This window comes from Aeromonas caviae (assembly GCF_000819785.1).
GTDB classification, from domain to species: Bacteria; Pseudomonadota; Gammaproteobacteria; order Enterobacterales; family Aeromonadaceae; genus Aeromonas; species Aeromonas caviae.
On record NZ_CDBK01000041.1, the window covers coordinates 111,125 to 132,817 of the forward strand.

The 21,693-nt window shown below is 61.9% G+C and carries 23 protein-coding genes, 4 tRNA genes and 1 riboswitch; of the genes, 14 read left to right on the forward strand and 13 right to left on the reverse strand.

The features are described 5' to 3' along the window. Nucleotide 1: 1 nt before the first annotated feature. Nucleotides 2-1,390, forward strand: coding sequence for a multidrug transporter subunit MdtD (gene mdtD / locus BN1120_RS05825; RefSeq protein WP_042015123.1), 1,389 nt, complete (start codon nucleotides 2-4; stop codon nucleotides 1,388-1,390). 9 nt (nucleotides 1,391-1,399) lie between these two features. Here the strand turns inward: mdtD and BN1120_RS05830 are convergent, their stop codons facing one another. The 3 genes from BN1120_RS05830 to folB all read right to left on the reverse strand — a co-directional run bounded on the left by BN1120_RS05830 (nucleotide 1,400) and on the right by folB (nucleotide 2,880). Next, nucleotides 1,400-1,882 (reverse strand): YbaK/EbsC family protein, encoded by a 483-nt coding sequence (locus tag BN1120_RS05830; protein ID WP_042015124.1) that lies wholly within the window; start codon nucleotides 1,880-1,882, stop codon nucleotides 1,400-1,402. Between the two features lie 117 nt (nucleotides 1,883-1,999). Then, entirely contained in the window at nucleotides 2,000-2,509 is a 510-nt protein-coding gene (gene folK / locus BN1120_RS05835) for a 2-amino-4-hydroxy-6-hydroxymethyldihydropteridine diphosphokinase (protein ID WP_042015126.1), read from the reverse strand. Further along, nucleotides 2,509-2,880, reverse strand: coding sequence for a dihydroneopterin aldolase (folB, locus tag BN1120_RS05840; protein ID WP_010675798.1), 372 nt, complete (start codon nucleotides 2,878-2,880; stop codon nucleotides 2,509-2,511). The genes folK and folB overlap by 1 nt, the downstream gene beginning before the upstream one ends. A 171-nt stretch (nucleotides 2,881-3,051) precedes the next feature. Here folB and plsY point away from each other — a divergent pair, with 171 nt between their 5' ends. The 7 genes from plsY to BN1120_RS05875 all read left to right on the forward strand — a co-directional run bounded on the left by plsY (nucleotide 3,052) and on the right by BN1120_RS05875 (nucleotide 6,575). Next, complete coding sequence (plsY, locus tag BN1120_RS05845; RefSeq protein ID WP_029314836.1) at nucleotides 3,052-3,714, forward strand: glycerol-3-phosphate 1-O-acyltransferase PlsY; 663 nt, start codon at nucleotides 3,052-3,054, stop codon at nucleotides 3,712-3,714. 47 nt (nucleotides 3,715-3,761) lie between these two features. Then, a tRNA-Phe gene (locus BN1120_RS05850) sits at nucleotides 3,762-3,837 on the forward strand. 52 nt (nucleotides 3,838-3,889) lie between these two features. Then, a tRNA-Thr gene (locus BN1120_RS05855) sits at nucleotides 3,890-3,965 on the forward strand. A 3-nt stretch (nucleotides 3,966-3,968) separates the two neighbouring features. Further along, nucleotides 3,969-4,044, forward strand: a tRNA-Phe gene (locus BN1120_RS05860). An 8-nt stretch (nucleotides 4,045-4,052) separates the two neighbouring features. Further along, a tRNA-Asn gene (locus BN1120_RS05865) sits at nucleotides 4,053-4,128 on the forward strand. 266 nt (nucleotides 4,129-4,394) lie between these two features. After that, complete coding sequence (locus BN1120_RS05870) at nucleotides 4,395-5,738, forward strand: potassium channel family protein (RefSeq protein ID WP_042015128.1); 1,344 nt, start codon at nucleotides 4,395-4,397, stop codon at nucleotides 5,736-5,738. A 237-nt stretch (nucleotides 5,739-5,975) separates the two neighbouring features. Then, nucleotides 5,976-6,575 (forward strand): Yip1 family protein, encoded by a 600-nt coding sequence (locus BN1120_RS05875; RefSeq protein WP_029314835.1) that lies wholly within the window; start codon nucleotides 5,976-5,978, stop codon nucleotides 6,573-6,575. A 111-nt stretch (nucleotides 6,576-6,686) separates the two neighbouring features. On the opposite strand, the gene BN1120_RS05880 is transcribed toward BN1120_RS05875, so the two are convergent. Further along, nucleotides 6,687-7,019 (reverse strand): hypothetical protein, encoded by a 333-nt coding sequence (locus tag BN1120_RS05880; RefSeq protein WP_039039727.1) that lies wholly within the window; start codon nucleotides 7,017-7,019, stop codon nucleotides 6,687-6,689. 383 nt (nucleotides 7,020-7,402) lie between these two features. On the opposite strand from BN1120_RS05880, the gene BN1120_RS05885 reads away from it, so the two are divergent. Further along, complete coding sequence (locus BN1120_RS05885) at nucleotides 7,403-8,896, forward strand: histidine-type phosphatase (protein WP_042015130.1); 1,494 nt, start codon at nucleotides 7,403-7,405, stop codon at nucleotides 8,894-8,896. A 52-nt stretch (nucleotides 8,897-8,948) separates the two neighbouring features. On the opposite strand, the gene BN1120_RS05890 is transcribed toward BN1120_RS05885, so the two are convergent. Further along, the gene (locus BN1120_RS05890) at nucleotides 8,949-9,824 is read right to left on the reverse strand and encodes an EamA family transporter (protein WP_080767911.1); all 876 of its coding nucleotides are present in this window, start codon (nucleotides 9,822-9,824) and stop codon (nucleotides 8,949-8,951) included. Nucleotides 9,825-9,920: 96 nt separating this feature from the next. Here BN1120_RS05890 and BN1120_RS05895 point away from each other — a divergent pair, with 96 nt between their 5' ends. Beyond that, entirely contained in the window at nucleotides 9,921-10,379 is a 459-nt protein-coding gene (locus BN1120_RS05895; protein WP_039039724.1) for an Lrp/AsnC family transcriptional regulator, read from the forward strand. Between the two features lie 87 nt (nucleotides 10,380-10,466). Here the strand turns inward: BN1120_RS05895 and BN1120_RS05900 are convergent, their stop codons facing one another. The 4 genes from BN1120_RS05900 to treR form a co-directional block, all read right to left on the reverse strand. Continuing rightward, nucleotides 10,467-11,087: a sugar O-acetyltransferase gene (locus BN1120_RS05900; RefSeq protein ID WP_029314833.1), complete on the reverse strand. Its 621-nt coding sequence runs from the start codon at nucleotides 11,085-11,087 to the stop codon at nucleotides 10,467-10,469. Further along, nucleotides 11,087-12,751, reverse strand: coding sequence for an alpha,alpha-phosphotrehalase (gene treC, locus BN1120_RS05905; protein ID WP_042015131.1), 1,665 nt, complete (start codon nucleotides 12,749-12,751; stop codon nucleotides 11,087-11,089). The genes BN1120_RS05900 and treC overlap by 1 nt, the downstream gene beginning before the upstream one ends. A gap of 88 nt (nucleotides 12,752-12,839) precedes the next feature. Then, a complete protein-coding gene (gene treB, locus BN1120_RS05910) occupies nucleotides 12,840-14,270 on the reverse strand; it encodes a PTS trehalose transporter subunit IIBC (protein ID WP_039039721.1) in 1,431 nt (476 codons plus the stop codon). Nucleotides 14,271-14,456: 186 nt separating this feature from the next. Next, nucleotides 14,457-15,404 (reverse strand): trehalose operon repressor TreR, encoded by a 948-nt coding sequence (treR, locus tag BN1120_RS05915; RefSeq protein WP_042015132.1) that lies wholly within the window; start codon nucleotides 15,402-15,404, stop codon nucleotides 14,457-14,459. A gap of 134 nt (nucleotides 15,405-15,538) precedes the next feature. Here treR and BN1120_RS05920 point away from each other — a divergent pair, with 134 nt between their 5' ends. The 3 genes from BN1120_RS05920 to ansB all read left to right on the forward strand — a co-directional run bounded on the left by BN1120_RS05920 (nucleotide 15,539) and on the right by ansB (nucleotide 17,983). Further along, on the forward strand, nucleotides 15,539-16,489 hold the full coding sequence (locus tag BN1120_RS05920; protein WP_042015134.1) for an AEC family transporter: 951 nt from the start codon (nucleotides 15,539-15,541) through the stop codon (nucleotides 16,487-16,489). 111 nt (nucleotides 16,490-16,600) lie between these two features. Further along, complete coding sequence (locus BN1120_RS05925; RefSeq protein WP_042015137.1) at nucleotides 16,601-16,795, forward strand: heavy-metal-associated domain-containing protein; 195 nt, start codon at nucleotides 16,601-16,603, stop codon at nucleotides 16,793-16,795. A gap of 129 nt (nucleotides 16,796-16,924) precedes the next feature. Continuing rightward, nucleotides 16,925-17,983, forward strand: coding sequence for an L-asparaginase 2 (gene ansB / locus BN1120_RS05930; protein WP_042015139.1), 1,059 nt, complete (start codon nucleotides 16,925-16,927; stop codon nucleotides 17,981-17,983). Between the two features lie 95 nt (nucleotides 17,984-18,078). Here ansB and BN1120_RS05935 read toward each other — a convergent pair whose 3' ends face one another. After that, nucleotides 18,079-19,065: a sodium:calcium antiporter gene (locus BN1120_RS05935; protein WP_042015141.1), complete on the reverse strand. Its 987-nt coding sequence runs from the start codon at nucleotides 19,063-19,065 to the stop codon at nucleotides 18,079-18,081. Nucleotides 19,066-19,153: 88 nt separating this feature from the next. Continuing rightward, nucleotides 19,154-19,261: riboswitch (yybP-ykoY riboswitch) on the reverse strand. A 189-nt stretch (nucleotides 19,262-19,450) separates the two neighbouring features. Between BN1120_RS05935 and BN1120_RS05940 the strand changes: the two genes are divergently transcribed. Continuing rightward, nucleotides 19,451-20,038: a superinfection exclusion B family protein gene (locus BN1120_RS05940; RefSeq protein WP_041213974.1), complete on the forward strand. Its 588-nt coding sequence runs from the start codon at nucleotides 19,451-19,453 to the stop codon at nucleotides 20,036-20,038. Nucleotides 20,039-20,102: 64 nt separating this feature from the next. Here BN1120_RS05940 and BN1120_RS05945 read toward each other — a convergent pair whose 3' ends face one another. The 3 genes from BN1120_RS05945 to BN1120_RS05955 all read right to left on the reverse strand — a co-directional run bounded on the left by BN1120_RS05945 (nucleotide 20,103) and on the right by BN1120_RS05955 (nucleotide 21,628). After that, entirely contained in the window at nucleotides 20,103-20,561 is a 459-nt protein-coding gene (locus BN1120_RS05945; RefSeq protein ID WP_041211864.1) for a methylglyoxal synthase, read from the reverse strand. Between the two features lie 250 nt (nucleotides 20,562-20,811). Continuing rightward, nucleotides 20,812-21,291 (reverse strand): bacterioferritin, encoded by a 480-nt coding sequence (gene bfr / locus BN1120_RS05950; RefSeq protein WP_042015144.1) that lies wholly within the window; start codon nucleotides 21,289-21,291, stop codon nucleotides 20,812-20,814. Nucleotides 21,292-21,421: 130 nt separating this feature from the next. After that, a complete protein-coding gene (locus BN1120_RS05955) occupies nucleotides 21,422-21,628 on the reverse strand; it encodes a bacterioferritin-associated ferredoxin (protein ID WP_042015146.1) in 207 nt (68 codons plus the stop codon). Between the last annotated feature and the right edge of the window lie 65 nt (nucleotides 21,629-21,693).

Genomic DNA, 21,693 nt, shown 5'->3' on the forward strand with positions numbered 1-21,693 from the left:
CATGCCTGACAGCTCCCCGATGGTGACGCCCGCCCAGCGCAAATGGCTGCCCTGGCTGACGGCGGTCGGTTTTTTCATGCAGACCCTGGATGGCACCATCCTCAACACCGCCCTGCCCAGCATGGCCGAGGCCCTGGGCGAGAGTCCGCTGCAGATGCAGTCCGTCATCATCGCCTACATGCTGACGGTGGCCCTGCTCATTCCCGCCTCCGGCTGGCTGGCGGACAGATTCGGCACCCGCCGGGTCTATCTGGTCGCCATCCTGCTGTTTACCCTGGGTTCCCTGGCCTGTGCCATCGCCAACACCCTGCCCATGCTGGTGATAGCCCGGGTGTTGCAAGGGGTCGGGGGGGCCTTGCTGATGCCTATCGGGCGTCTGGCGGTGCTGCGGGTCTACAGCAAGCATGAGCTGCTGAGGGTGATGTCGTTCGTCACCATCCCCGGTCTGCTCGGCCCCCTCATCGGCCCGGCCCTGGGGGGCTGGCTGGTGGAGGTGGCGAGCTGGCACTGGGTCTTCCTCATCAACCTGCCGGTGGGCTTGCTCGGCTTCGTGGCGAGCTGGCACTTCATGCCCGACCTGCGCCAGCACACCGCCAGGTTTGACTGGCAGGGGTTTGTGCTGTTCAGTGCCGGCATGGTGCTGGTATCCGTCGGTCTGCAAGGCCTGGGGGAGCACAGCATCTCAACCGGCTGGGCCCTGTTTGCGGTATTGTTCGGTCTGGCCGCCATGGCGAGCTACTGGCTCTATGCCGCCACGGCGGAGCAGCCCCTGTTCAGTCTGGCGCTGTTCAAGACGTCCACCTTCGCCATCGGTATCTGGGGCAATCTGTTTGCCCGCCTCGGCAGCGGCGCCATGCCGTTTCTCACCCCGCTCTTCCTGCAACTGGGGCTCGGCTTCTCCCCGAGCAAGGCGGGGATGACCATGATCCCCACGGTGATCGGCGCCATGCTGACCAAGACGCTGGTGAACAAGCTCATTCCGCGCATCGGTTATCGCCGCATCCTCATCGGCAACACCCTGGCGCTCGGGGCCATGATCGCGAGCTTCTATTTCATCGACAACCAGGTGCCCCACGGCGTACTGCTGGTGTGGCTGGCGGTCTTTGGTGCCATCAACTCCCTGCAATTTTCCGCCATGAACACCCTGACCCTGCAGGATCTCAGCAGCGAGCACGCCAGCAGCGGCAACGGTCTGCTGTCGGTGGTGATGCAGCTCTCCATGAGCCTGGGGGTGGCCATCGCCGCCAGCCTGCTGGGGCTCTTCTCCATCGGCCAGCCCGAGGAGAGTGGCCGCTGGCTGGAGGGGTTCCACCTCACCTATCTGTGCATCGGCCTGATGTCCATGCTGGCGGCGCTGATCTTCGCCCAGCTGGCGCGGGAAAAGCGCTGAGTCCCAGGCTCAGGGGGCGGGCAGGTAGCTCACGTCGCAGGGCAATCGGGCCAGCAGTCCGGCCAGGTGGGTGGTCTCCAGCAGGAAAGTCTGCTCGGGGTGGCCCGGCGTCCAGGTAAAGGCGTGGTGATTCATGAGCACGGGATCCACCAGCAGGGGGATGTCGGCGCGGGGCAGGAAGGGGCAGACGGCTCCCGGCAGGCAGCCAATCTCGGTCTGCATCTCGTCGGCGGTGCAGATGGAGGGTTTGGCACCGAGCGCCGCCTTGACCGCCTTGCTGTCGAGCCGGCCGTCCCTGTGGGTCAGCAGCAGGGCGAAGCGACCATCCTTGAATTTGAGGAAAAGGGTCTTGCTGAACTCGGCCTGCCAGCCGAGGCGAGCCTTGACCCGCTCGTCAGTGGCGTAATCGAGGATGGGTTCGTGCTCGAAGTGCTGGTGGGGCAGGTCGGTGAGCAACTGACGGTTGAAGTCGTGAATGGCATCGAGTGGCATGGGGTTCTCCTGTGATGGCGGTCATCCTGCCACTTGCACCGGCGCAGGCCCAATCACCGTTTCTTATCCGTCATCAGCGGAGTCATCAACAAGGGCACCCGAGGGTGCCCTTGTCGTTCAGTGATGCTGCAATTCGCCCGCTTCCCAGTGGAAGGGAATGGGGTCAAGGCGCTGGGAGGCTTTGTCGTAACCTGCCCACAGCTCACCGATGGTGCGACCATCGATGGGATGGCGGAATGTGGGAGCCAGCTCCGCCAGCGGCCAGAGCACGAAGGCGTTGGTGAGGATCTCGCCGCGGGGCAGCACCAGCGGCGTCTCGCAGACCAGCTCGCCGTAGAGCAGCAGATCGAGATCCAGGGTGCGCGGGGCGAACTTCTTGGCATCCGGCTCGCGGCCGTGAGCGAACTCCATGGCGCGCAGCCGCTGGCACAGGGTCGCCAGGGGCAGCTCGGTATCGGCACCCACCACCAGGTTGTAGAAGGGGCGGCCGTTGAAGCCCACTGCCTCGCTCTCGAATACCCGGGAGACCTGCAACTCGCCGAATTCGGCGTGCAGGGCATCGAGGCCGGCGCGGATATGGCGTTCCCGATCGATGTTGGATCCCAGACTGATATAGATGCGGGTCATCAGTTGGCGCTCGCAGCCGGCGTGCGATGGCGCAGGATCTCGACCCCGACACCTGCCGCATTGGGCACGGCACCCGGTTTGGTCAGGGTCACCTTGACCCACTGTACCCGCTCGTCTTCCAGCACCAGGGCGGCGACCTGCTCGGCCATGGTCTCGACCAGCTCCACTATCTTGCCCTGGGCGTGATCACAGATCTTGCGAGAGAGGGTGGCGTAATCCAGCGCCAGATTGATATCGTCGGTTGCGGCGGCTGGGCGATTGTCAAACCCCATCTCGAGGTCGAAACAGAGCTTCTGGCGAATGCCCTTCTCCCACTCATATACCCCGATGGTGGTCAAAACCTCGAGTCCGCGAATAAACACCTTGTCCATGACAGTACTTCTTCTTTACTCTTGATGGGCTGTGAAAACAGCGCAGGGATGCAGGCCCGGCAAGCAGATTGCCGCTGGCGGCCGGTTTGGGCGACACGCTTTCGGGCAAGCCCGGGCCTGGGAATGTGGCCCGCATCATACCCCATTCATATCGTGGTAAAAACGACCAAGATGACGGCCCTGACGATTTTGATGATTATTCTGGCCTATCTGGGCGGCTCGCTGTCCAGTGCCGTGCTGGTTTCCCGCATCACGGGTCTGCCGGATCCCCGTGACCATGGTTCCCACAACCCGGGGGCGACCAATGTGTTGCGCCTCGGCGGCCGGATGGCGGCGCTGATCGTACTGCTTCTCGACGTGCTCAAGGGGATGGCCCCCGTCTACCTCGCCTGGTATCTGCAGATCAAGCCCGTCTACCTCGGCTTTATCGGGGTGGCCGCCTGTCTGGGCCACATGTACCCCCTCTTCTTCCACTTCCGTGGCGGCAAGGGCGTCGCTACCGCCCTCGGTACCATGCTGCCCATCGGCTTTGCCATGGGGGGCGCCGTCATCACCACCTGGTTGCTGGTGCTGCTGGTGAGCGGCTATTCGTCACTGGCGTCCATCGTGACCGTGTTGCTGACTCCGCTCTTTACCTATCTGCTCAAACCGGAATACACGTTGCCGGTCTCCCTGCTCTCCTGTCTCATCCTGATCCGTCATCACGAGAACATTACCCGCCTGCTCAAGGGGGAGGAGTCCCGCCTCTGGGGGCGCCGGGGAGCGGTCCCGCCAGCAGAAGTGATGAAAATGGATGATGCTGCGCAAAAAAGAGACGAACGAGACGAAAAGTGAAATTTCCCGTTGACCACCTGCCCTAAAATCCGTTTAATAGCGCCCACGCCCAGATAGCTCAGTCGGTAGAGCAGGGGATTGAAAATCCCCGTGTCGGCGGTTCGATTCCGTCTCTGGGCACCATATTTTGGTGCCATGAAATAAAAACGTGTTCATGCACAATGGTTTGAAGTGTGCCGGCTTAGCTCAGTAGGTAGAGCAACTGACTTGTAATCAGTAGGTCACCAGTTCGATTCCGGTAGCCGGCACCATTTGCCCAGATAGCTCAGTCGGTAGAGCAGGGGATTGAAAATCCCCGTGTCGGCGGTTCGATTCCGTCTCTGGGCACCACGAATAATTCCTCCTTAGCTCAGTCGGTAGAGCGACGGACTGTTAATCCGCAGGTCGCTGGTTCGAGCCCAGCAGGAGGAGCCAAATAAAAAGCCCAGCAGCAATGCTGGGCTTTTTCTTTTCCCGTTTTTCGATGTTCCGCTTCCCGCTGTTCGAAAAGCGTCCTGTCCGGTGACAAAGCTGTCGCAGCGCCCCTCTTGAATCTTTCCTCCCAGTGACTTGGCCCGTCTGCCGAGTATGATGGCGTGGTGAGTCCCTATGCTGTGCCCGCCGGATCACCCTGTCGTGATCGACGCTTGCCGTCACCCCGGCCCGGCAAAACGGGATCGGTTTCTTGAGTGAGGTCATGCATGAATGCAACAGAGCTTTGGCAGCTTTCCCCCGAGCAATTCAACGAGTGGCGGCGTGAGAACGATTATCCCCGTATCTGGGCGCTGCTGGTGGCGTCGCTGCCCCATTTCGACGACTGGATGGCGGAGCAGAAGATAGAAAAAAGCGTGATCTTCCAGATCGGCATCGCCCGCTTCATCAGCTCCCGCTGCGTGCTGAGCCTTTGTGTCTACATGAGCGACGACAAGGTCCGCCTGTATGAGAGCGCCTCGAGTGCACTGGAATCCCTGCGCAAGAGCGGCCTCATCCGCTCGGAGACCCGTTTCGAGCCTTACAGCATGTGGCTGGCGGGAAAACATGGCAATGACGAGGTGAAACGGGTGCAAAGCCTGCTCTCGGTCTCGGAGAACAACAAGGGGGAGGCCCAGGTGCTGGGCAAGCATCGTCTGCTCAACATCGGCGGTGTTACCCTCAAAAGCCCCATCATCTCCGGCCGGTTGCTCGATTTTACCTGTCTCGACGAGCTCTCTCTCGATGGGGCCGTCAACAACTCCAAGGTTTATCTGTGGCACTGCTCGGCCAAGGGGGTCAGGGTCAATGGCGGGGTGATCGGGCTCGATCTGTTCGACTCCCTGCTGTGGGACCACAGGGCCTGGGCCAAGAAGCGGGAGCTGGCGCTGGAGGACGGGGTCTTTCAGGACTTCACCATAGAGTGCGAGGAGATCCGCTTCCACTCCTCCCGGGCGGTGCTGAAAAACTTCAGCGTCAGCGCCAAGAACTTCGATGCCACCATGGAGCACACCAACCTGGACAAGGTGGAGGTGGTCTACAACGACAATGGGCGGATCGACCACAACGAGGCGAGCAAACTCTATCGCAATGCCAAGCGCCTCTTCTCCAGCGTGGGTGACACCGTCGATGCCGGCGAGTGTTACTACAAGGAGAAGCTGCACGAGATGAAGTCCCTGGCGAGCCCGCGGGAGCTGTACCGGGAGCGCTGGCTGCGAAGCGGTCCGATGACGAAGTGCTGGCTCTCCCTGTTGTGCTATCTCAAGTGCGCGGGCAAGTTCATCAGCTTCATCACCTGGGGGTTTGGGGAGCGTCCCATCAGAAGCCTGCTGATGTCGATGGGGGTGATCCTGCTGGCGACCCTGACCTATTTCCTGGCGCCGGAGTCTGCAACCCACGGCCATCTGGGGCGCTCTCTCTATTTCAGCATCGTCACCTTCGTGACCCTGGGTTATGGGGACATCTCCCAGACCTCCTCGCCGCTGCAACTGCTGTCGGCCATCGAGGCCTTCTGCGGCATGTTCCTGACCGGTCTCTTCCTCGCGGGTTTTGCCTCGAAAACCAAGCAGTATTGACGGGAGTGCCGGCGGCGGGTGCCATCAGTGCCCGCCTCCGGTGCCCTCCTGCTGTCTTCCCATCCCTCCCGGCTGGCCCGGCGACCCTGCTTGACGCAGCGGCGGTGGAGCGACTTTATTTAAAGTCATCGCATGCCATGGCAAGCGATGGCGCCACCAGCGCCCGGACATGACGCAATCAGAGGAGAAAGCCCGGTATCGATCCGCCAACCACCGATGTAGAGAAGGAATAACGCTATGATATTGAATCACTTATGGGGATTGTATGCCCATCCCCACACCGAATGGCATACCATAGACGAGCGGCACGACAGCTTCAGAAACAGTCTGACCCACATCCTGCTCGTGGCCCTTATCCCTCCCATCTGCGCCTACTATTCCGCCGTTCACATCGGCTGGAGCATCGGGGTCGGCGATCCCATCACCCTGACCGCCAACAGCGCATTCAAGCTGTCGGTCGCCATGTACGTGACCCTTATCATCGGCGTGCTGGCACTCTCCTATCTGGTGCACTGGATGGGGCATACCTTCGGCTCGGATCCTAGCTACACGACCTCGCTGGAGCTGGCGGCCTACACCTCCACGCCACTCTTCATGGTGGGCTTCTCCGCTTTCTTCCCGCATCTCTGGTTCGTGATGCTCATCGGTTTGGTCGGGCTGACCTATTCCGTCTACCTGCTCTATATCGGCGTGCCCATCTTGATGCACATCACCAAGGAGCAGGGATTCATCTACGCCAGCTCAGTGGTGACGGTCGGCCTGGTGCTGCTGGTCTGCGTGCTGGCTGCCACGGCCATCCTGTGGGGATCCGGCTTCGGTCCCGTCTTCACCCAGTAGCCGTGTATGCCGACGGCAACGACGACAAGGGCGCCTTGATGGCGCCCTTGTCGTTGATCTCTCTGGTCGGCGTGTCTTTGCCAGACCCGGGAGGGAAGTCGTCTGCGTTGATCAGCGGGGATTGCCGCTGCCGATGCCGAACGGGATGCGGTAATCGCTGCTCTGATCGCCGAGGCTGACGGTCAGGTTGCCCTGGGCGCGGCTCGGGATCTGTACCTGCTGGGTACCCATCAGGTTGGCGTGGACGGATGCCACCAGATCACCGGATTCATCGCGCACCTCCAGCATGGGGTTGGCTTTGCCGGCCATGGCGGCGCTGGCATGCCAGTTCACGAACAGCACACCCGGGGTGGCATTGAAGTCGGCGGGGACGGAAGCCTGGGCAACACCGGCACTCATCAGGCCTGCCACGGCCAGCATCTTGATCACGTTTTTCATGTTCATTCACTCTCTTGGTTTTTATGTCATTGGCAAGGCCTGACAGGCCTGCATCAATGCATCCTTGCAAGAGGTCATTCAAATGGTGTGTTGTTTTGTCACGGATGTTTGTCACCCATGTGTATGGGGGACTGCCATGAACGACCAGTTGTTTTGCGGCTTGGCGCTCCTGCCTAAGCGATGTGTGAATATTAAGCGCCTCACCCGGTCATTGTTAGCGAGATAAACTGGCCTACACGTTCAAAAAATGTGAATGATGTTTTGTGGGGAGGAAGCAGGCCGGTTGGAGGGGAGTCACCCTTCAGGAGAGAGGTGCATGTCCCAGACCTGACACCGGATTGTCACATCCGGTGCGTACTGTGCGGCTTCATTTTCACACTGGTTCAAGGATGACTATGTTTCGCGTCTCTTCCCTTGCCGCCTGCGTGGCGGCCACCCTGCTGAGCGGCTGCCATTCGGGCAACGACTCCTCCTCGCCTGCCGTCGGCGACTATCAATACAGCACCAAGGCGGTCTATGCCGCCCGTCAGGCAATGAACAGCTATGAGGTGGCCCCTGAAGGCTTTAGTCCCGTCTTCACTGAACTGGTGGCACGCCATGGCTCCCGCTCGCTGTCCAGCCCCAAATACGATGTGCTGACCAAGCTGGTGTGGGAGGAGGCCGCGAGACAGGGGGCCTTGACCGAGCTGGGCCAACGGCTCGGCGCCAAGGTGGACGCCGTCACGGCCGCCAACCAGACCCTCGGCTATGGCCTGCTGAGTGCGCTCGGCAAGGAGGAGCACGCCAACCTGGCGACCCGGCTCGCCGAACGGCTGCCCACCCTGCTGACCACTGAATCGACTCCCCTCTGCCTCAAGGTCGAGACATCGGGCAAGGATCGCGCCAACGAAAGCGCCTACTTCTTCATGCAGAGCCTGGCCAAACGGGCCTCTCTGGTGACGGACAGCCCCGACTGTTACGTCAGCCAGGAGAACCCTTCCGAGATCGACAAGGGGCTGCGCAACAAGTTCGAGCTCTACTTCCACAAGACCGAGCCGCAGGGGGAGTACATCCGGTATCTGCCCACCTTCCAGGCCTATCAGGCCTTTGTCGGGGACGAAGACAACGGGGTGGCTCCCGCTCCCGAGCTGACCGAGGCCCTCGATGCGCTCAAGGCCCTGCCCAGGACCCGGGTGATGGCCCGCGAGATGCTCGAGCGTCTCTACAGCAAGGCCTTCGTCGACGAGCTGGCCGCCGGGGTGGATTATGTGGCGGTGAACCCGGAAGACGGCGGCAAGACCCATGTGCGCGACGAGGTGGACGCCGCCCTCATGCTCTACAACCTCTTCATCATCGGCCCGGGGATGATCCGGGAGGCGCAGGCACAAGGCGGGTCCTGGGATCTCGAGCAGTTCATCACGCCAGAGGAGTCTGCCTGGTTCTCCTACCTCTCCGATGCCGAGGACTTCTACGAAAAGGGGCCGAGTCTTGCCAGCCAGAGCGCCACCTACGCCGTGGCCCAGCCCCTGCTTGACGGCCTCTTCAACGAGGTACAGACCCAGGTGGTGGAAGAGGCGGGCGAGCATGTCGCCAAGCTGCGCTTCGCCCATGCGGAGACCCTGATTCCGCTGGCGGCCCTGATGAAGCTGGAAGGGAGTCGTCAGAGCGCCCAGCCTGGCGTGCTGATGAGCCAGGAAAACAACGAATGGCGTGGCGGCTGGGTCTCTCCCTATGCGGCCAATATCCAGTGGGATGTCTACCGCAACGAGGCCGGCCGGGTGCTGGTGAAGATGCTTTACAACGAGAAGGAGCTCGCCTTCAAGGCAGGTTGCGCCCCCATTGCGGTGGGTAGCTTCTTCTATGACTTCGGCGAGCTCAAACGCTGTTACGACTACTCGTCCTGACGCGCTCGTGCCATCCCCGGGGCCGGTCATCGCCGGCCCCGATTTTTTTGGTTCAGGCGGAGCCCGCTTGTCGACGACCCGCCTGCCAGGTGGTGCCCATGGAGGCGGCGATGATGGCGGCTATCCCGAGCCACTGGGACGGGGGCAACTGCTCACCCAGCCATACCAGTCCCATCAAGGCCCCCATGGCCGGTTCACCGCTGGTGAGAATGCCGTAGCTCTTGAGGGGAAGGCGGCGCAGGGCAAACATCTCGAAAGAGTAGGGGATGGCGCTCGAGAGCAGCCCCACCCCGATGATGGTGAGGATCACGGGGACGGTGAATGACGCCTCGATCGCACCCTCCAGCCCGAAGGGCAATACCAGCAGGGTGCCCACCCACATGCCCAGCGCCGGAGCCTGTGCGCCCAGCAAGGCTCCTGCCCGCTTTCCGGTGAGCATATAGAGCCCCCAGAAGAGGCCAGCCCCGAGAGCCAGTGCGGCCCCCAGGGGATCGATGGCCTGCTGTGTTGCCCGCAGGGGCAAGAGCAGCAGCAGCCCGGCGATGGCCAGTATCAGCCAGATGAAGTCTGCCCGGTGGCGTGAGGAGAGCAGGGCCACCGTCAGGGGGCCGATGAACTCGATGGCCAGGGCTACGCCGAGGGGAATGCGTGCGATGGCGAGATAGAAGAGCAGGTTCATTGCTCCCAGCGACAGACCGTAGGGGATGGCGCTCAGCAGGGTGCGTCGGTCGAGGGGGGCACGCCAGATGCGAAACACCAGGGAGAGGAGGAGGGCGGCGCACCCCAGCCGGAACAGGGTCGTACCTGCGGCACCCAGCAAGGGAAACAGGGATTTGGCCAGGGAGGCGCCGAGGGTGATCGACAACATGGCGAGCAGGACGGCCAGAAGAGAGGAGAGGGCATTGGGATTGGGTTGCATGGTGTTCATACCGGGCAGGACGATGAGCAATAAAATATATCTGGATACTTGGGTAAAACCGGTCTAATACTGGCCTTGTGCGATAATTTTTATCTAATGAACCCCATGACCGACAAATTTGATCTGCTCATCCTCGCCGAGCTGCAACAGGATGCCCGTCTGCCCACGCCGGAGCTGGCCCACAGGGTCGGTCTTTCCGCCCCAGCCTGCTACCGCCGCGTCCGCGCCTTGCGGGAGTCCGGTCTCATCGAGCGGGAAGTGGCGCTGGTGGCACCGTCCACCATGGGCTGGCCCATCACCATGCTGGTGCTGGTGACCCTGGAGCGGGATCATGGCCGCATCGTCGATGAGATGATCGCCAGCCTGCAGCGGGAACCCGAGGTGATGGATCTCTGGTATGTGACGGGGGAGCAGGACTTCGTGCTGCAAGTGGCCGCCAGGGACATGCAAAGTTACGAGCAGTTCACCCGTCGGGTGCTCCATGCCAGGGACCAGGTGCGCAGTTTCAAGACTCTGGTGGTCATGGGACAGCACAAGCGTTGCGGCGCCTTGCTGCCCGGGTAAAGAGGGGGTTGCGCCGAAGCCTTGCCGGCATTGCGGGAGCGCCGTCAGGGAAAGGAACAGGGGCAGGTACGGCCTGCCCCTTCTGTGTCAGCCAGGTTCCCCGGGCGCCAGCTCCTCTGCCGTCATGGGGCGCAAGACCCGGCAGGGATTGCCGACCGCCACCACGCCTGCCGGAATGTCTCTGGTGACAACGGACCCCGCCCCGATGACGCTGTTGTCCCCTATGGTGACGCCCGGGCAGATGACGACGCTGCCCCCAATCCAGACGTTGTTGCCGATGCGCACCGGCTTGCCGAACTCGACCCCCTTGATGCGCGGCGCTACCGCCACCGGGTGGGTAGCGGTGTAGATCTGCACTCCGGGGGCCAGCAGCACGTTGTCGCCTATGTGTACCTCGCACACATCCAGGATGGTGCAGTTGAAATTGGCGTAGAAATTCTCGCCGACAAAGATGTTGGCGCCATAGTCGCAGAAGAAGGGGGGCGTGATGAAACAGCGTTCTGCGCGGCCACCCAGCAGGCGGGTGAGGCGCTCATCCCAACCAGGGGCATCGGTTCGCTCCCGGTTCAGTTCTCCCAGCAGGGCGCGGCACTGCTCCCGCGCAGCCCGCAGTTCGGGGTCCCCTGCATCATAGGGCGCTCCCGCCACCATCTTCTGCCACTCGGGGCCACGCACGGCGGGCCGCTGCACTGTTGTTGCGTCAGTCATCATTGCTCCATCAGCCAGATCAGGGATTCGTAAGGGCGCAGCTTGCAGGATTGCGGGCGGGCCGGGCTATCCGGGTAGTTGCCAAGCAGCAGCTGCCCCTTGCCACCGGCCAGCTCGGCCGGCAGCTCGAAGGCCGCCGGCTTGCCATAGAAGTTGCTCACCACCAGCAGGGTCTGACCGTTGGCGCGGCGGACATAGGCCCAGATCTGCGGGTGCCCGGTCAGCAGCTCCTGATAATCCCCCTGAGTGAAGATGGGGTACGCCTTGCGAAGGGCGATGAGATCCCGATAGTGCCAGAACACCGAGTGCTGGTCGGCGAGCGCCGCCTCGGCATTGATCTCGGAATAGTTGGCGGCGGGCTTGAGCCAGGGCGTCCCGCTGGTGAAACCGGCGTTGGAGGCGGCGCTCCACTGCATCGGGGTGCGCGAGTTGTCCCGGGACTTGGCGCCGAGAATGGCGAGGATCTCGGCCTCGCTTATCCCTTCCGCCTGCTTGATGGCGAAGATGTTGCGGCTCTCCACATCCTGATAGTCGTTGATGCACTGATAGCCGGGGTTGGTCATGCCGATCTCCTCCCCCTGATAGATGTAGGGCGTCCCCTGCAGGCCGTGCAGCGTGCTGGCCAGCATCTTGGCGGCGACCACCCTATGCTCGCCCTCATCGCCGAAACGGGAGACGATGCGCGGCTGATCGTGGTTGCACCAGAAGAGCGCCGACCACCCCTTGCCATGCATACCGCTCTGCCAGTGGTTGAAGATGCGCTTGAGTTCGAGGAAATCGAACGGGGCCTTGGTCCACTTGTCGCCGCCCGGGTAATCCACCTTGAGGTGATGGAAGTTGAACACCATGGAGAGCTCGGAGCCATCCAGCGCGCCATAGCGCTGGCAGTGCTCCAGGCTGGTGGAAGACATCTCGCCCACCGTCATGGCCCCCACGGGGGCGAAGACGTCGCGGCTCACATCCTGCAAAAATTCGTGGATGCGCGGCCCGTCGGTGTAGAAGCGGCGGCCATCCCCCACCTCGTCGTCGGGGAATGCCTGATCCTTGGAGATGAGGTTGATGACGTCGAGGCGGAAACCGTCGACTCCTTTCTTCGCCCAGAAATGGATGATCTTCTTCACCTCGGCGCGCACGGCCGGGTTTTCCCAGTTGAGATCCGCCTGCTCGCGGGCAAAGAGGTGCAGGTAGTACTGGCCGGTGGCCGGGTCCAGCTCCCAGGCGCTGCCGCCAAACTTGGATTGCCAGTTGTTGGGCACGCCGCCGTCCACCGGATCTTTCCAGATGTAGTAGTCGCGATAGGGGCTGTGCTTGTCCCCCAGCGCCGACTTGAACCAGGCGTGCTCGGTGGAGGTGTGATTCACCACTATGTCCATCACGATGCGGATGCCGCGCGCATGGGCGGCGGCCAGGAGCGCTTCGAAATCGCTCATGGTGCCGTAGGCGGGATCTATGTTGAGGTAATCGGCGATGTCGTAGCCGTTGTCCACCTGGGGGGAGACGTAGACCGGGGTCAGCCAGAGGGCATCGACCCCCAGCGTCTTGAGATAGTCGAGGCGGGCCATGATCCCCTTGAGATCACCGGTGCCACGGGCGCCGGAATCCTGAAAGCTTTTGGGGTAGATCTGGTAAATCACGGCGCTTTGCCACCAGGGTGTCTGTGTCATGGTTGGTTCGCTCATTGGTTGAAACCGGATTAGTTGGAACAGGGCAACGATAAAGGGCGGAGCCAGGGCTCCGCCGAGGTTGTGTGGATCAGGCCGTGGCCAGATCCAGCTTGCCGGCAGCCTGCTGGCGCTTGTAGACCAGCAGCGTCAGCAGGGCGGGGACCACGATGGCCACCAGCATGGCGATGGCGTAGATGCCCCAGTATTGCGGCTGGATGGAGAGGATGCCCGGCAGGCCGCCCACTCCGATGCCGTTGGCCATCACACCGGCGAAGCCGCAGATGAGAGCCGCACAGCTTGAGCCCACCATGGCGCACAACATGGGGAACTTGTACTTGAGGTTGATGCCGTACATGGCCGGCTCGGTCACCCCGAGATAGGCGGAGATGGCGGCTGGGACCGAGATCTCCCGCTCGTTCTCCTTGCGGCTGATCAGGATGATGCCGACGACCGCAGACGCCTGGGCGATGTTGGAGAGGGCGATCAGCGGCCAGATGGGGGTGCCGCCCATGCTCTGCATCAGTTGCAGGTCCACCGCGTTGGTGGTGTGGTGGATGCCGGTGATGACCAGGGGCGCATAGAGGAAGCCGAACAGGGCGGCGCCGATGGGGGCAAACGAACCCGTCATGGCCGCCTTGGCGGCAAAGCCGACGCCGTCACCAATCCAGCGGCCGAACGGACCGATCAGGGCGTGTGCCACGATCACCGCCAGCAGCAGGGAGATGAAGGGCACAATCACCAGGTAGAGATAGGCCGGGATGATGCGCTTGAGGCTGGTTTCCACCCAGGCGAGGAAGACACCCGCCAGCAGGGCCGGAATGACCTGGGCCTGATACCCTACCTTCTGGATGACGAAGAGGCCGAAGTCCCACACTTCCGGGGTCTGCTGGCCGATGCCATAGGCGTTCATCAGTTGCGGCGACACCAGCGTGATACCCAGCACGATGCCGAGGATCTCGGAGCCGCCCATCTTTTTCACCGCAGACCAGCAGACACCCACCGGCAGGAAGTGGAAGATGGCTTCACCCAGCAGCCAGAGGAAGGCGTGCACCTGGGCCCAGAACTGGCTGATCTCGGTGAGGGTGTGGGTGCCGTCGTCGAACATCTTGATGTCGCCGATGACGTTGCGAAAGCCCAGGATCAGACCACCGGTGATGATGGCGGGCAGCAGGGGGACGAAGATCTCCGCCAGGTGGGAGATGCCGCGCTCCAACGGGTTCATGTTGTGGCGGGCGGCCTGCTTGGCGGCCTCCTTGCTGCCGCCGCTCACGCCGATCTCCTGGGTGAGCGCCTTGTACCACTGATCCACCTCGTTGCCGATCACCACCTGGAACTGGCCGCCCTGGGTGAAGCTCCCCTTCACCGAAGGGATGGTCTCGATGGCCTTGGGATCGGCCTTGGCCGGATCGGCCAGCACGAACCTGAGCCGGGTCAGGCAGTGGCTGACAGTGGTGATGTTCTCTTTGCCGCCGATCCGCTCGATCAGCTGCGCCAGATGCTGTGTGTTGACTTTTGACATGAGCCTTCCCTCTGTGACTCCATGAATAATGGTCGTGTCTTTACCGGCTGGCCAAGGACCGCCCGTTTATTGGTATCGTTCCCAATCAGCATGAAGCCAGTGGCTGGCATCGGCAATGGGAACGTTCCCAATTCGTGGCGCTGGTCACAAAAAGCGCAAAACGCCGGGAATGGAGGAAAAGATAGACTACAGGGGCTGACAGGGGGCGATGGTCGCTCTGGGGGGCTGCCCCTCTTCAATCTGGTCGAGCAGCTGTCTGGCGGCCAGGATGCCGGCGTCCTTGTAGCCGAAATCCAGGCTGAGGGTGTTGGCAAAGAGGAACGTCAGCATGGGATTGCTGCCAAGGCCGCTCACCAGGATGTCGGTGCGCCCCTGCTCCTGCAGGTATTTGGCGGCGCCGATGGCCAGGGTGTCGCTGGCACAGACCATGGCCTGGGTGGTGGGGGTGAGCAGCTCGGCCGCGAGCCGATAGCCGCTTTGCAGACCAAGATCCCCGAGGGCGCTGCGGGGCGTGCGCCCCTGTTCCCGACAGTAGTCGAGGTAAGCCTGATGCCGACGCAGCCCAGTGGTGAGATCGCTGCGTTCCACCCCGAGATAGGCGACCTCGGTCAGGCCACGCTCCCCGAGGTGGGTGAGCACGGCGCGCACCGCCCCGTCATCGTCGAAGCAGACCGACGAGAAGCCGGGGCGCTCGCGGGCCATCAGCACCAGTTTCTCCCTGAGCGGCGCCATGGCGGCATAGTCCAGATCGTTGAAGGCAAACAGGATGATGCCGTCCACCCCGCGCCGCTCCAGCACCGCCAGGTGCTCGCTCACCTTGGCGGGGGAGAACTTGCTCTCCATCAGCACGGCGTCGTAGCCACGCTGGTAGAGGGTCTCCAGCATGCCGCGCACCGCCTGGTTCTCGGAGCTGGAGTCGAGGCGCGACACCACGATGCCGACCACCTGCTGGCTCTGGCTGCGCATGGCCCGCGCCGATTTGCTCGGGACGAAACCGTGCTGGGCGATCACCGATTCAACCCTGGCCCTGGTCTGGGCATTGACCTTGGGATCCTGATTGAGCACCCGGGAGACGGTCGACTTGCCGACCCCGCTGAGGCGAGCGATATCGAGGATGGTCAGTTTCTTTTCCATGGGGGATCCGTGACAGGGGAGGGCGACAACCGGGATGCAGACATTGTTGTGATTAACTCCTGTGAATACAAGCCCATGGCGTTAGAATGCCCTTTCCCAGGCGACTTTCTTCGCCGTTGCACAGGACGCGCATCATGGATCTGTTGGCAAGTCTGCACTTCTCTCTCTCCATCACGGGCCCCATCTGTCTGGTGCTGGTACTCGGCATCTGGCTCAAGCGGCTGGGTCTCTTGCCCGACAGCTTCGTCGAGTCCGCCTCCCGTCTGGTGTTCCAGGTCACCCTGCCAGCTCTCTTGTTTTTGAGCATGGTGCGCACCGATTTTTCCACCATGCCGAGCCCCTGGCTCATCCTCTACGGCCTGCTCGGCACCCTCGCCGGTTTCCTGGTGCTGGAGGTGCTGGCGGCCCGTTTCATCAGCGAGCAGAAACTGCGGGGCATCTTCGTGCAGGGCAGCTTTCGCGGCAACATGGGGATCATGGGGCTGGCCTATGTGCAAAACGCCTACGGCCCGGAGGGGATAGGGGCCGCCGCCCTGCTGGTGGGCTCCATCACAGTGCTCTACAACATCCTCGCGGTGATCACCCTGACCCGCAGCCTGGGGGGCGGAAAGGGGCTCACACCCATACTCAAGGGGATCGTCAAAAACCCCCTCATCATCGCCATTCTGGCGGCCCTGCCCTTCGGTCTGCTCGGCATCGAACTGCCCCAGCTGGTCATCAGCACGGGCAACTATTTCGCCAACATGACCCTGCCGCTGGCCCTGCTGTGCACCGGTGCCAGCCTCAACCTCAAGGCCCTGCGCGGCGGCGCCATGCTGACCGGCTGGGCCACGGTCAACCGGCTGTGCTGCATCCCCGTGCTGCTGGTGCTGGGGGCCTGGACGCTCGGTTTCAGCCCTCAGGCCCTCGGCATCCTGTTTCTCATCAGCTCGACCCCCACCGCCGCCGCCAGCTATGTGATGACCCGCGCCATGGGCGGTGACAGCGCCCTCGCGGCCAACATCATCGCCACCACCACCCTGGGCTCGCTCGTCACCACCAGCCTGGGGGCCGCCCTGATGAACTACCTGGGACTGATGGGGTGATGGGGCGCCGCCATGATGCACGACCCGGGGTTGACGGGATCGGCATTCGCCCTTGACCTTGCCGGAGGCGGCAGCTTTAGGCTGAGGTCACATCGACAGAGGAGAGAGCCCATGACCATCGAACTCACCGTTACCGGCATGTCCTGCGGCGGTTGCGCTGCCAGCCTGCAAAAGGCCTTGCTGGCCCAGCCAGCAGTCCGCACCGCCACGGTCGACTTTGCCAGCCGCCAGGCTGTCATCGAGAGTGAGCTGAGCAAAGCCGAGTTGATCGCCCTGATCGAGGCGAGAGGCTTTCAGGTAGAGTGAATTATCACTTAATTGGTATAAATCAGACTAATATTCTGTTTACTTCTTTTTATTGGTGAGAATGATCACTTAAATCCCGTTTAAAAAGAATAAAAATGCTGCAATTCCCTCATCCAAAAGGATTGCAGCATGACCCTTCCCATTCGCAAGACCCTGATCGCCGCCGTGCTCGGCCTGACCCTCTCCCCCATGGCCATGGCGCTGCCCAGCGTGCACATTCTGGCCACCGGCGGCACCATCGCCGGGGCGGGCCAGTCCGCCACCCAGTCCAACTACGAGGCCGGCAAGGTGGCCATCGAGGCGCTGATCGCCGCCGTGCCCGAGATGAAAAACGTGGCCGACGTGCAGGGTGAGCAGGTGGTCAAGATCGGCTCCCAGGACATGAACGACGAGGTGTGGCTCACGCTCGCCAAGCGCGTCAACGCGCTGCTGGCCAGGGATGACGTGGACGGCATCGTCATCACCCACGGCACCGACACCATGGAGGAGACCGCCTACTTCCTCAATCTGACCGTCAAGAGCGACAAGCCGGTGGTACTGGTCGGCGCCATGCGCCCCTCCACCGCCATGAGCGCCGACGGCCCCATGAACCTCTACAACGCCGTGGTGACCGCCTCTGACCCCGCCTCCAAGGGGCGTGGCGTCATGGTGGCGATGAACGACACCGTGCTGGATGCCCGCGACGTCACCAAGACCAACACCACAGGAGTGCAGACCTTCGCCTCCCCCAACTTCGGCCCGCTCGGCTACATCCACAACGGCAAGATCGACTACCAGCGCAGCCCGGCCCGTCTGCACACCAGCAAGACCCCGTTCGACGTGAGCAAGCTCGACAAGTTGCCCCAGGTCGGCATCGTCTACAGCTACGCCAACGCCTCGGACCTGCCGGCCAAGGCCCTGGTGGATGCCAAGTTTGACGGCATCGTCAGCGCCGGGGTGGGCAACGGCAACCTCTACCACACCCTGTTCGACACCCTGGCCAAGGCGAGCAAGGACGGCATTCGCGTGGTGCGTTCCGCCCGCGTGCCGACCGGTTCCACCACCCTGGATGCGGAGATCGATGACGCCAAGTACGGCTTCGTCGCCGCCGAGACCCTCAACCCGCAGAAGGCGCGGGTGCTGCTGATGCTCGCCCTGACCCAGAGCAAGGATCCGGCCCAGATCCAGCGCTGGTTCCAGCAGTTCTAAGACCTCGGCTCGGCCTGATTGACACTACCCCGTGAGATGAAGGGCAGGATGGGATTCTGCCCTTTCTTGTTGGGCCGGGGGCGGATGCCGGGCCCTCAGCTCATCATCAGCCAGCCGCAGAAACCCAGGTAAACCAGCCCCACCAGGGCGAGCCTGCCCGCTGTCATCCGCTCCCGACTGAACCCCCACCACAGCAGCGCGACCGCCAGCAGCGTCACCAGGGAGGAGGCCATCATGGTGCTATCCAGCAGCCAGGGGGTGAACAGCAGGCAGAACGCCTTGGGAATGGTGCCCTGGATCATCATGGCCCCCGAGATATTCGCCAGTGCCAGCCGGTGTTTGCCCTGCCGCACCCAGATGAGCACGTTCATCAGCTCGGGCATTTCGGTGGCCACCGGGCTCAGCAGCAGGGCCGCCAGCACCGGAGAGAGACCGAACAGCTCGCCCATGCTCTCCAGCTGGTGAACGAACAGCTGGGCCGCCAGCGCCACCACACCGAGCGCCACCAGGGTTTGCAGCAGCACCTTGCCGAGCGCCGGGATCCTGGCGTGCGGATCCAGCTTGAGGGGGGAGGGCAATTCGGCCTCGTGGCTGTCGGTCTGTTTCAGCTCACGTCGCACATAGAGGAGGTACATCAGCACGAACAGGGGGGCCAGCCAGGTTTTACCGGTGAAGGCCACCATGCCAAGCAGCACGGCCAACAGGAAGATGCCGGCAAACCAGGTCTGATCGCGGCCTATTTCGCGCTGCACCTCGCCATTGATGGCTCTGTGCTCCCGGCTCATGCACAGCAGCAGGGTCACGCCGACGGCAGCATAGCCTATGGTAGCCAGCACCAGCGGGCCGCCGAGGGCCGCACCTATGCCTATCTGCTGCTGGGCGGGGGCATCCCCCATCAGCAGGGCGGTCAGGGTGACGATACATTCGGGCAGGGCCGTGCCGAGGGCCGCCAGCAGAGAACCGGTGGCACTTTGGGACAGTTTGAAATGATGGCCGGTCCGTTCGATGCCGTTGACGAAGTATTCGCAGGCCAGATAGATGGTGACGGCAGAGATCAGAAATAACAGCAGGGTGATCAGCATGATGAGTAACCGCCAGGCGAGCAGAACAACCGATGGACTCGATACGGTTCGCCCGGCTGGCTTGCGTATCGAGGCCAAAGGTCTTGCAGGACGATAGGTGCTATCGCCGCCCATGCCATGGATCTGCGGATCCAAGAGTGTTGACATGGGCCCTGCCCGGATTTCGGGCGGGTTGCTACTCCCCAGTGACAGTGCGGGCTTTTTACCAAGTGGCTCGGTGAGGCGCAAGGCCAACAGGGGATGATCCGCGCGACAAGTTGTAAAAGGATGTGACAACCCTCGACTCTCCCGTCCGGGATCCTGATCTTTTTACGGGGATCCTTGTGCTGGCACAGCGATTGCTATGAATTGGCTACTGTCCACATTGACTTGGGAAGGGTGAACGATGAAACGGTGGATCCAACATTTTTACCAGCTTAATCGCCTCAACTGGCTGATGGTCTGGCTGCTGCTCTGCTGCAGCATCATCCTGCTGTTTCCGGCCGGATTGATGAAAGGTGCCGTGAGCCAGTGGGCCACGGCTCATGCGGCCTGGCTTGGAGTCGGCATGTTGATCGCCATCTCCTATTTCTGCAGTCAGGGCTTCCTGATCGCCTGGGAGTGGGCCTGTGACGAGTGGCAGTCCCGCCGCCAGCAGGATCAGCTGGCCCAGATGATTGGCTTCCTCGACTTCAACGAGAAGGCGGTGCTGCGGGAGTTCGTACTGCAACGGAAAAGCGTCATAAACCTGCCGATCACCGAACCCGCCGTCAAAAACCTGATGGATGCCGGCGTGCTCACCTACGCCTACGGCAAGCCGGCGCGAGAGAAGGAGGACGAGAACCAGATCCGCGCCCTGATGATCGCCCTGCCGGCTCGCCCTCTGCTGACCTACAAGGTTCTGGGACTGTCGCGGGGCAAGATGAGCGACGAGCAGGTGGAGCAGATCATGAATGCCAGGCCCAAATTCGCGCAGAAAAGCCTCCAGCGCTGACCTTCTCCCCCCATGAAAGAAAAGAGCCGGACATCTGTTCCGGCTCTTTGCTGTCTGGCGTTGCTTATTCGGTTCTGGCCTTGAGGTAGCCGGCGTAGTCGGGCACCTGGACGCTGAATGCCTGCTGCATGTGCGGGCTGTCCATGATGAAGTCCGCCGTCGCCTCGTTGGTGGCGACCGGGATGTTCCAGACGGCCGCGAGGCGCAGCAGGGCCTTGACGTCAGGATCGTGGGCGGCGGGATTGAGGGGATCCCAGAAGAAGATCATCACGTCTATCTTCCCTTCGGCGATGAGGGCGCCGAGCTGTTGATCCCCCCCCATGGGGCCGGAGAAGAGGCAGGTAATGGGCAGCTGCGCCTTCTTGCCGAGCAGGGTGCCCGTGGTGCCGGTCGCATAGAGGTGGTGGAGCTTGAGCTCCTCCTTGCGGCGCAGCACCCAGTTCAGTAGAGGGGCTTTCATGTTGTCGTGAGCCACCAGGGCAACCCGTTTGTGGGGCGCCATCTCGCGTGCAATCAGTTCCATGGAGGTCATCCGTAGCAAAATGATGGGAATGGGGTCGTATCCTAATCGAAAGCGGCGCCTGCCGCTGCCCCATGCATCGTAACTGTGATCCCTGAGGTGGTTCAATCCGGCGCCTGCCATCCTGACAGCCTTTGGCCTGCCTTGTCAGCCGCCAGGTTGGCTACTGTTTCGTTGGGCAAGATCTCTGCCGCTGGTGCCATGAAAAAACCCGCCTGGGCGGGTTGGGATTGTCTATTAATGTCATCGCGATTCAGGATGACTCGGCATGGAGCTGGGATTGCTGGTAGTTTTCCAGACCGATACGGGCGATGAGATCGAGCTGGGTTTCTAGCCAGTCCACATGATCCTCTTCATCTTCCAGGATCTCCTGAAATAGGTCGCGGCTGACGTAGTCCTGCACGGACTCTGCATAGGTGATGGCGACTTTCAGGTCGGGGATGGCGTCCATCTCCAGAGACAAGTCACAGCGCAGCATCTCTTCCACCGTCTCACCGATGCGCAGCTTGCCCAGATCCTGCAAGTTGGGCAGCCCTTCCAGAAACAGCACCCGCTTGACCAGCTCGTCGGCATGTTTCATCTCATCGATGGATTCGTGATACTCCTTGTGCCCCAGCCCCTTGAGGCCCCAGTCATCATAGATGCGGGCATGCAGGAAGTATTGGTTGATGGCAACCAGCTCATTGGCCAGCACCTTGTTGAGGTGGGCAATGATTTTGGGATCTCCTTTCATCGACATTACTCCTCGTGTTCGAGCCTAGGCAACGATCACTAGAGCTTAGTCCAGAAACATGACCATAACGTGATGGGGAAAATCGTCCCCTGGAGGGCAGAAGGAGAGATGAGACGAGAAGTCGGCTATTTTACGCCACTTCGTAATAGAGCGGTGCCTGCTTTGACTCCATCTTGTCGATTTCGGTAGCGATGATCTCCATCGCCATACGCACACATTTACCACATTGGGTACCGACTTCCAGCGACTGTTTCAACTGTCGGAATTCGGTCTTGCCTGCCTGTACCGCCTTGCGGATCTGGTTATCTGTGATGCCGCGGCACAAACACACGTACATAATCTGGACCTCATGCTGGAATGAGATGAAATCTAAATGAGAATGGTTCGTAGTGCAAAGAACGA

Excerpts from the sequence above, each read along its gene's own strand:
- BN1120_RS05925 (WP_042015137.1), top strand. The coding sequence starts at position 16,601 with ATGACCATCGAACTCACCGTTACCGGCATGTCCTGCGGCGGTTGCGCT.
- BN1120_RS05920 (WP_042015134.1), top strand. The coding sequence starts at position 15,539 with ATGGATCTGTTGGCAAGTCTGCACTTCTCTCTCTCCATCACGGGCCCC.
- plsY (WP_029314836.1), top strand. The coding sequence starts at position 3,052 with ATGACGGCCCTGACGATTTTGATGATTATTCTGGCCTATCTGGGCGGC.
- folB (WP_010675798.1), bottom strand. The coding sequence starts at position 2,880 with ATGGACAAGGTGTTTATTCGCGGACTCGAGGTTTTGACCACCATCGGG.
- mdtD (WP_042015123.1), top strand. The coding sequence starts at position 2 with ATGCCTGACAGCTCCCCGATGGTGACGCCCGCCCAGCGCAAATGGCTG.
- ansB (WP_042015139.1), top strand. The coding sequence starts at position 16,925 with ATGACCCTTCCCATTCGCAAGACCCTGATCGCCGCCGTGCTCGGCCTG.
- folK (WP_042015126.1), bottom strand. The coding sequence starts at position 2,509 with ATGACCCGCATCTATATCAGTCTGGGATCCAACATCGATCGGGAACGC.
- bfr (WP_042015144.1), bottom strand. The coding sequence starts at position 21,291 with ATGAAAGGAGATCCCAAAATCATTGCCCACCTCAACAAGGTGCTGGCC.
- BN1120_RS05890 (WP_080767911.1), bottom strand. The coding sequence starts at position 9,824 with ATGAACACCATGCAACCCAATCCCAATGCCCTCTCCTCTCTTCTGGCC.
- BN1120_RS05940 (WP_041213974.1), top strand. The coding sequence starts at position 19,451 with ATGAAACGGTGGATCCAACATTTTTACCAGCTTAATCGCCTCAACTGG.
- treB (WP_039039721.1), bottom strand. The coding sequence starts at position 14,270 with ATGTCAAAAGTCAACACACAGCATCTGGCGCAGCTGATCGAGCGGATC.
- treR (WP_042015132.1), bottom strand. The coding sequence starts at position 15,404 with ATGGAAAAGAAACTGACCATCCTCGATATCGCTCGCCTCAGCGGGGTC.
- treC (WP_042015131.1), bottom strand. The coding sequence starts at position 12,751 with ATGACACAGACACCCTGGTGGCAAAGCGCCGTGATTTACCAGATCTAC.
- BN1120_RS05830 (WP_042015124.1), bottom strand. The coding sequence starts at position 1,882 with ATGCCACTCGATGCCATTCACGACTTCAACCGTCAGTTGCTCACCGAC.
- BN1120_RS05955 (WP_042015146.1), bottom strand. The coding sequence starts at position 21,628 with ATGTACGTGTGTTTGTGCCGCGGCATCACAGATAACCAGATCCGCAAG.
- BN1120_RS05935 (WP_042015141.1), bottom strand. The coding sequence starts at position 19,065 with ATGCTGATCACCCTGCTGTTATTTCTGATCTCTGCCGTCACCATCTAT.
- BN1120_RS05870 (WP_042015128.1), top strand. The coding sequence starts at position 4,395 with ATGAATGCAACAGAGCTTTGGCAGCTTTCCCCCGAGCAATTCAACGAG.
- BN1120_RS05875 (WP_029314835.1), top strand. The coding sequence starts at position 5,976 with ATGATATTGAATCACTTATGGGGATTGTATGCCCATCCCCACACCGAA.
- BN1120_RS05895 (WP_039039724.1), top strand. The coding sequence starts at position 9,921 with ATGACCGACAAATTTGATCTGCTCATCCTCGCCGAGCTGCAACAGGAT.
- BN1120_RS05880 (WP_039039727.1), bottom strand. The coding sequence starts at position 7,019 with ATGAACATGAAAAACGTGATCAAGATGCTGGCCGTGGCAGGCCTGATG.
- BN1120_RS05945 (WP_041211864.1), bottom strand. The coding sequence starts at position 20,561 with ATGGAACTGATTGCACGCGAGATGGCGCCCCACAAACGGGTTGCCCTG.
- BN1120_RS05885 (WP_042015130.1), top strand. The coding sequence starts at position 7,403 with ATGACTATGTTTCGCGTCTCTTCCCTTGCCGCCTGCGTGGCGGCCACC.
- BN1120_RS05900 (WP_029314833.1), bottom strand. The coding sequence starts at position 11,087 with ATGACTGACGCAACAACAGTGCAGCGGCCCGCCGTGCGTGGCCCCGAG.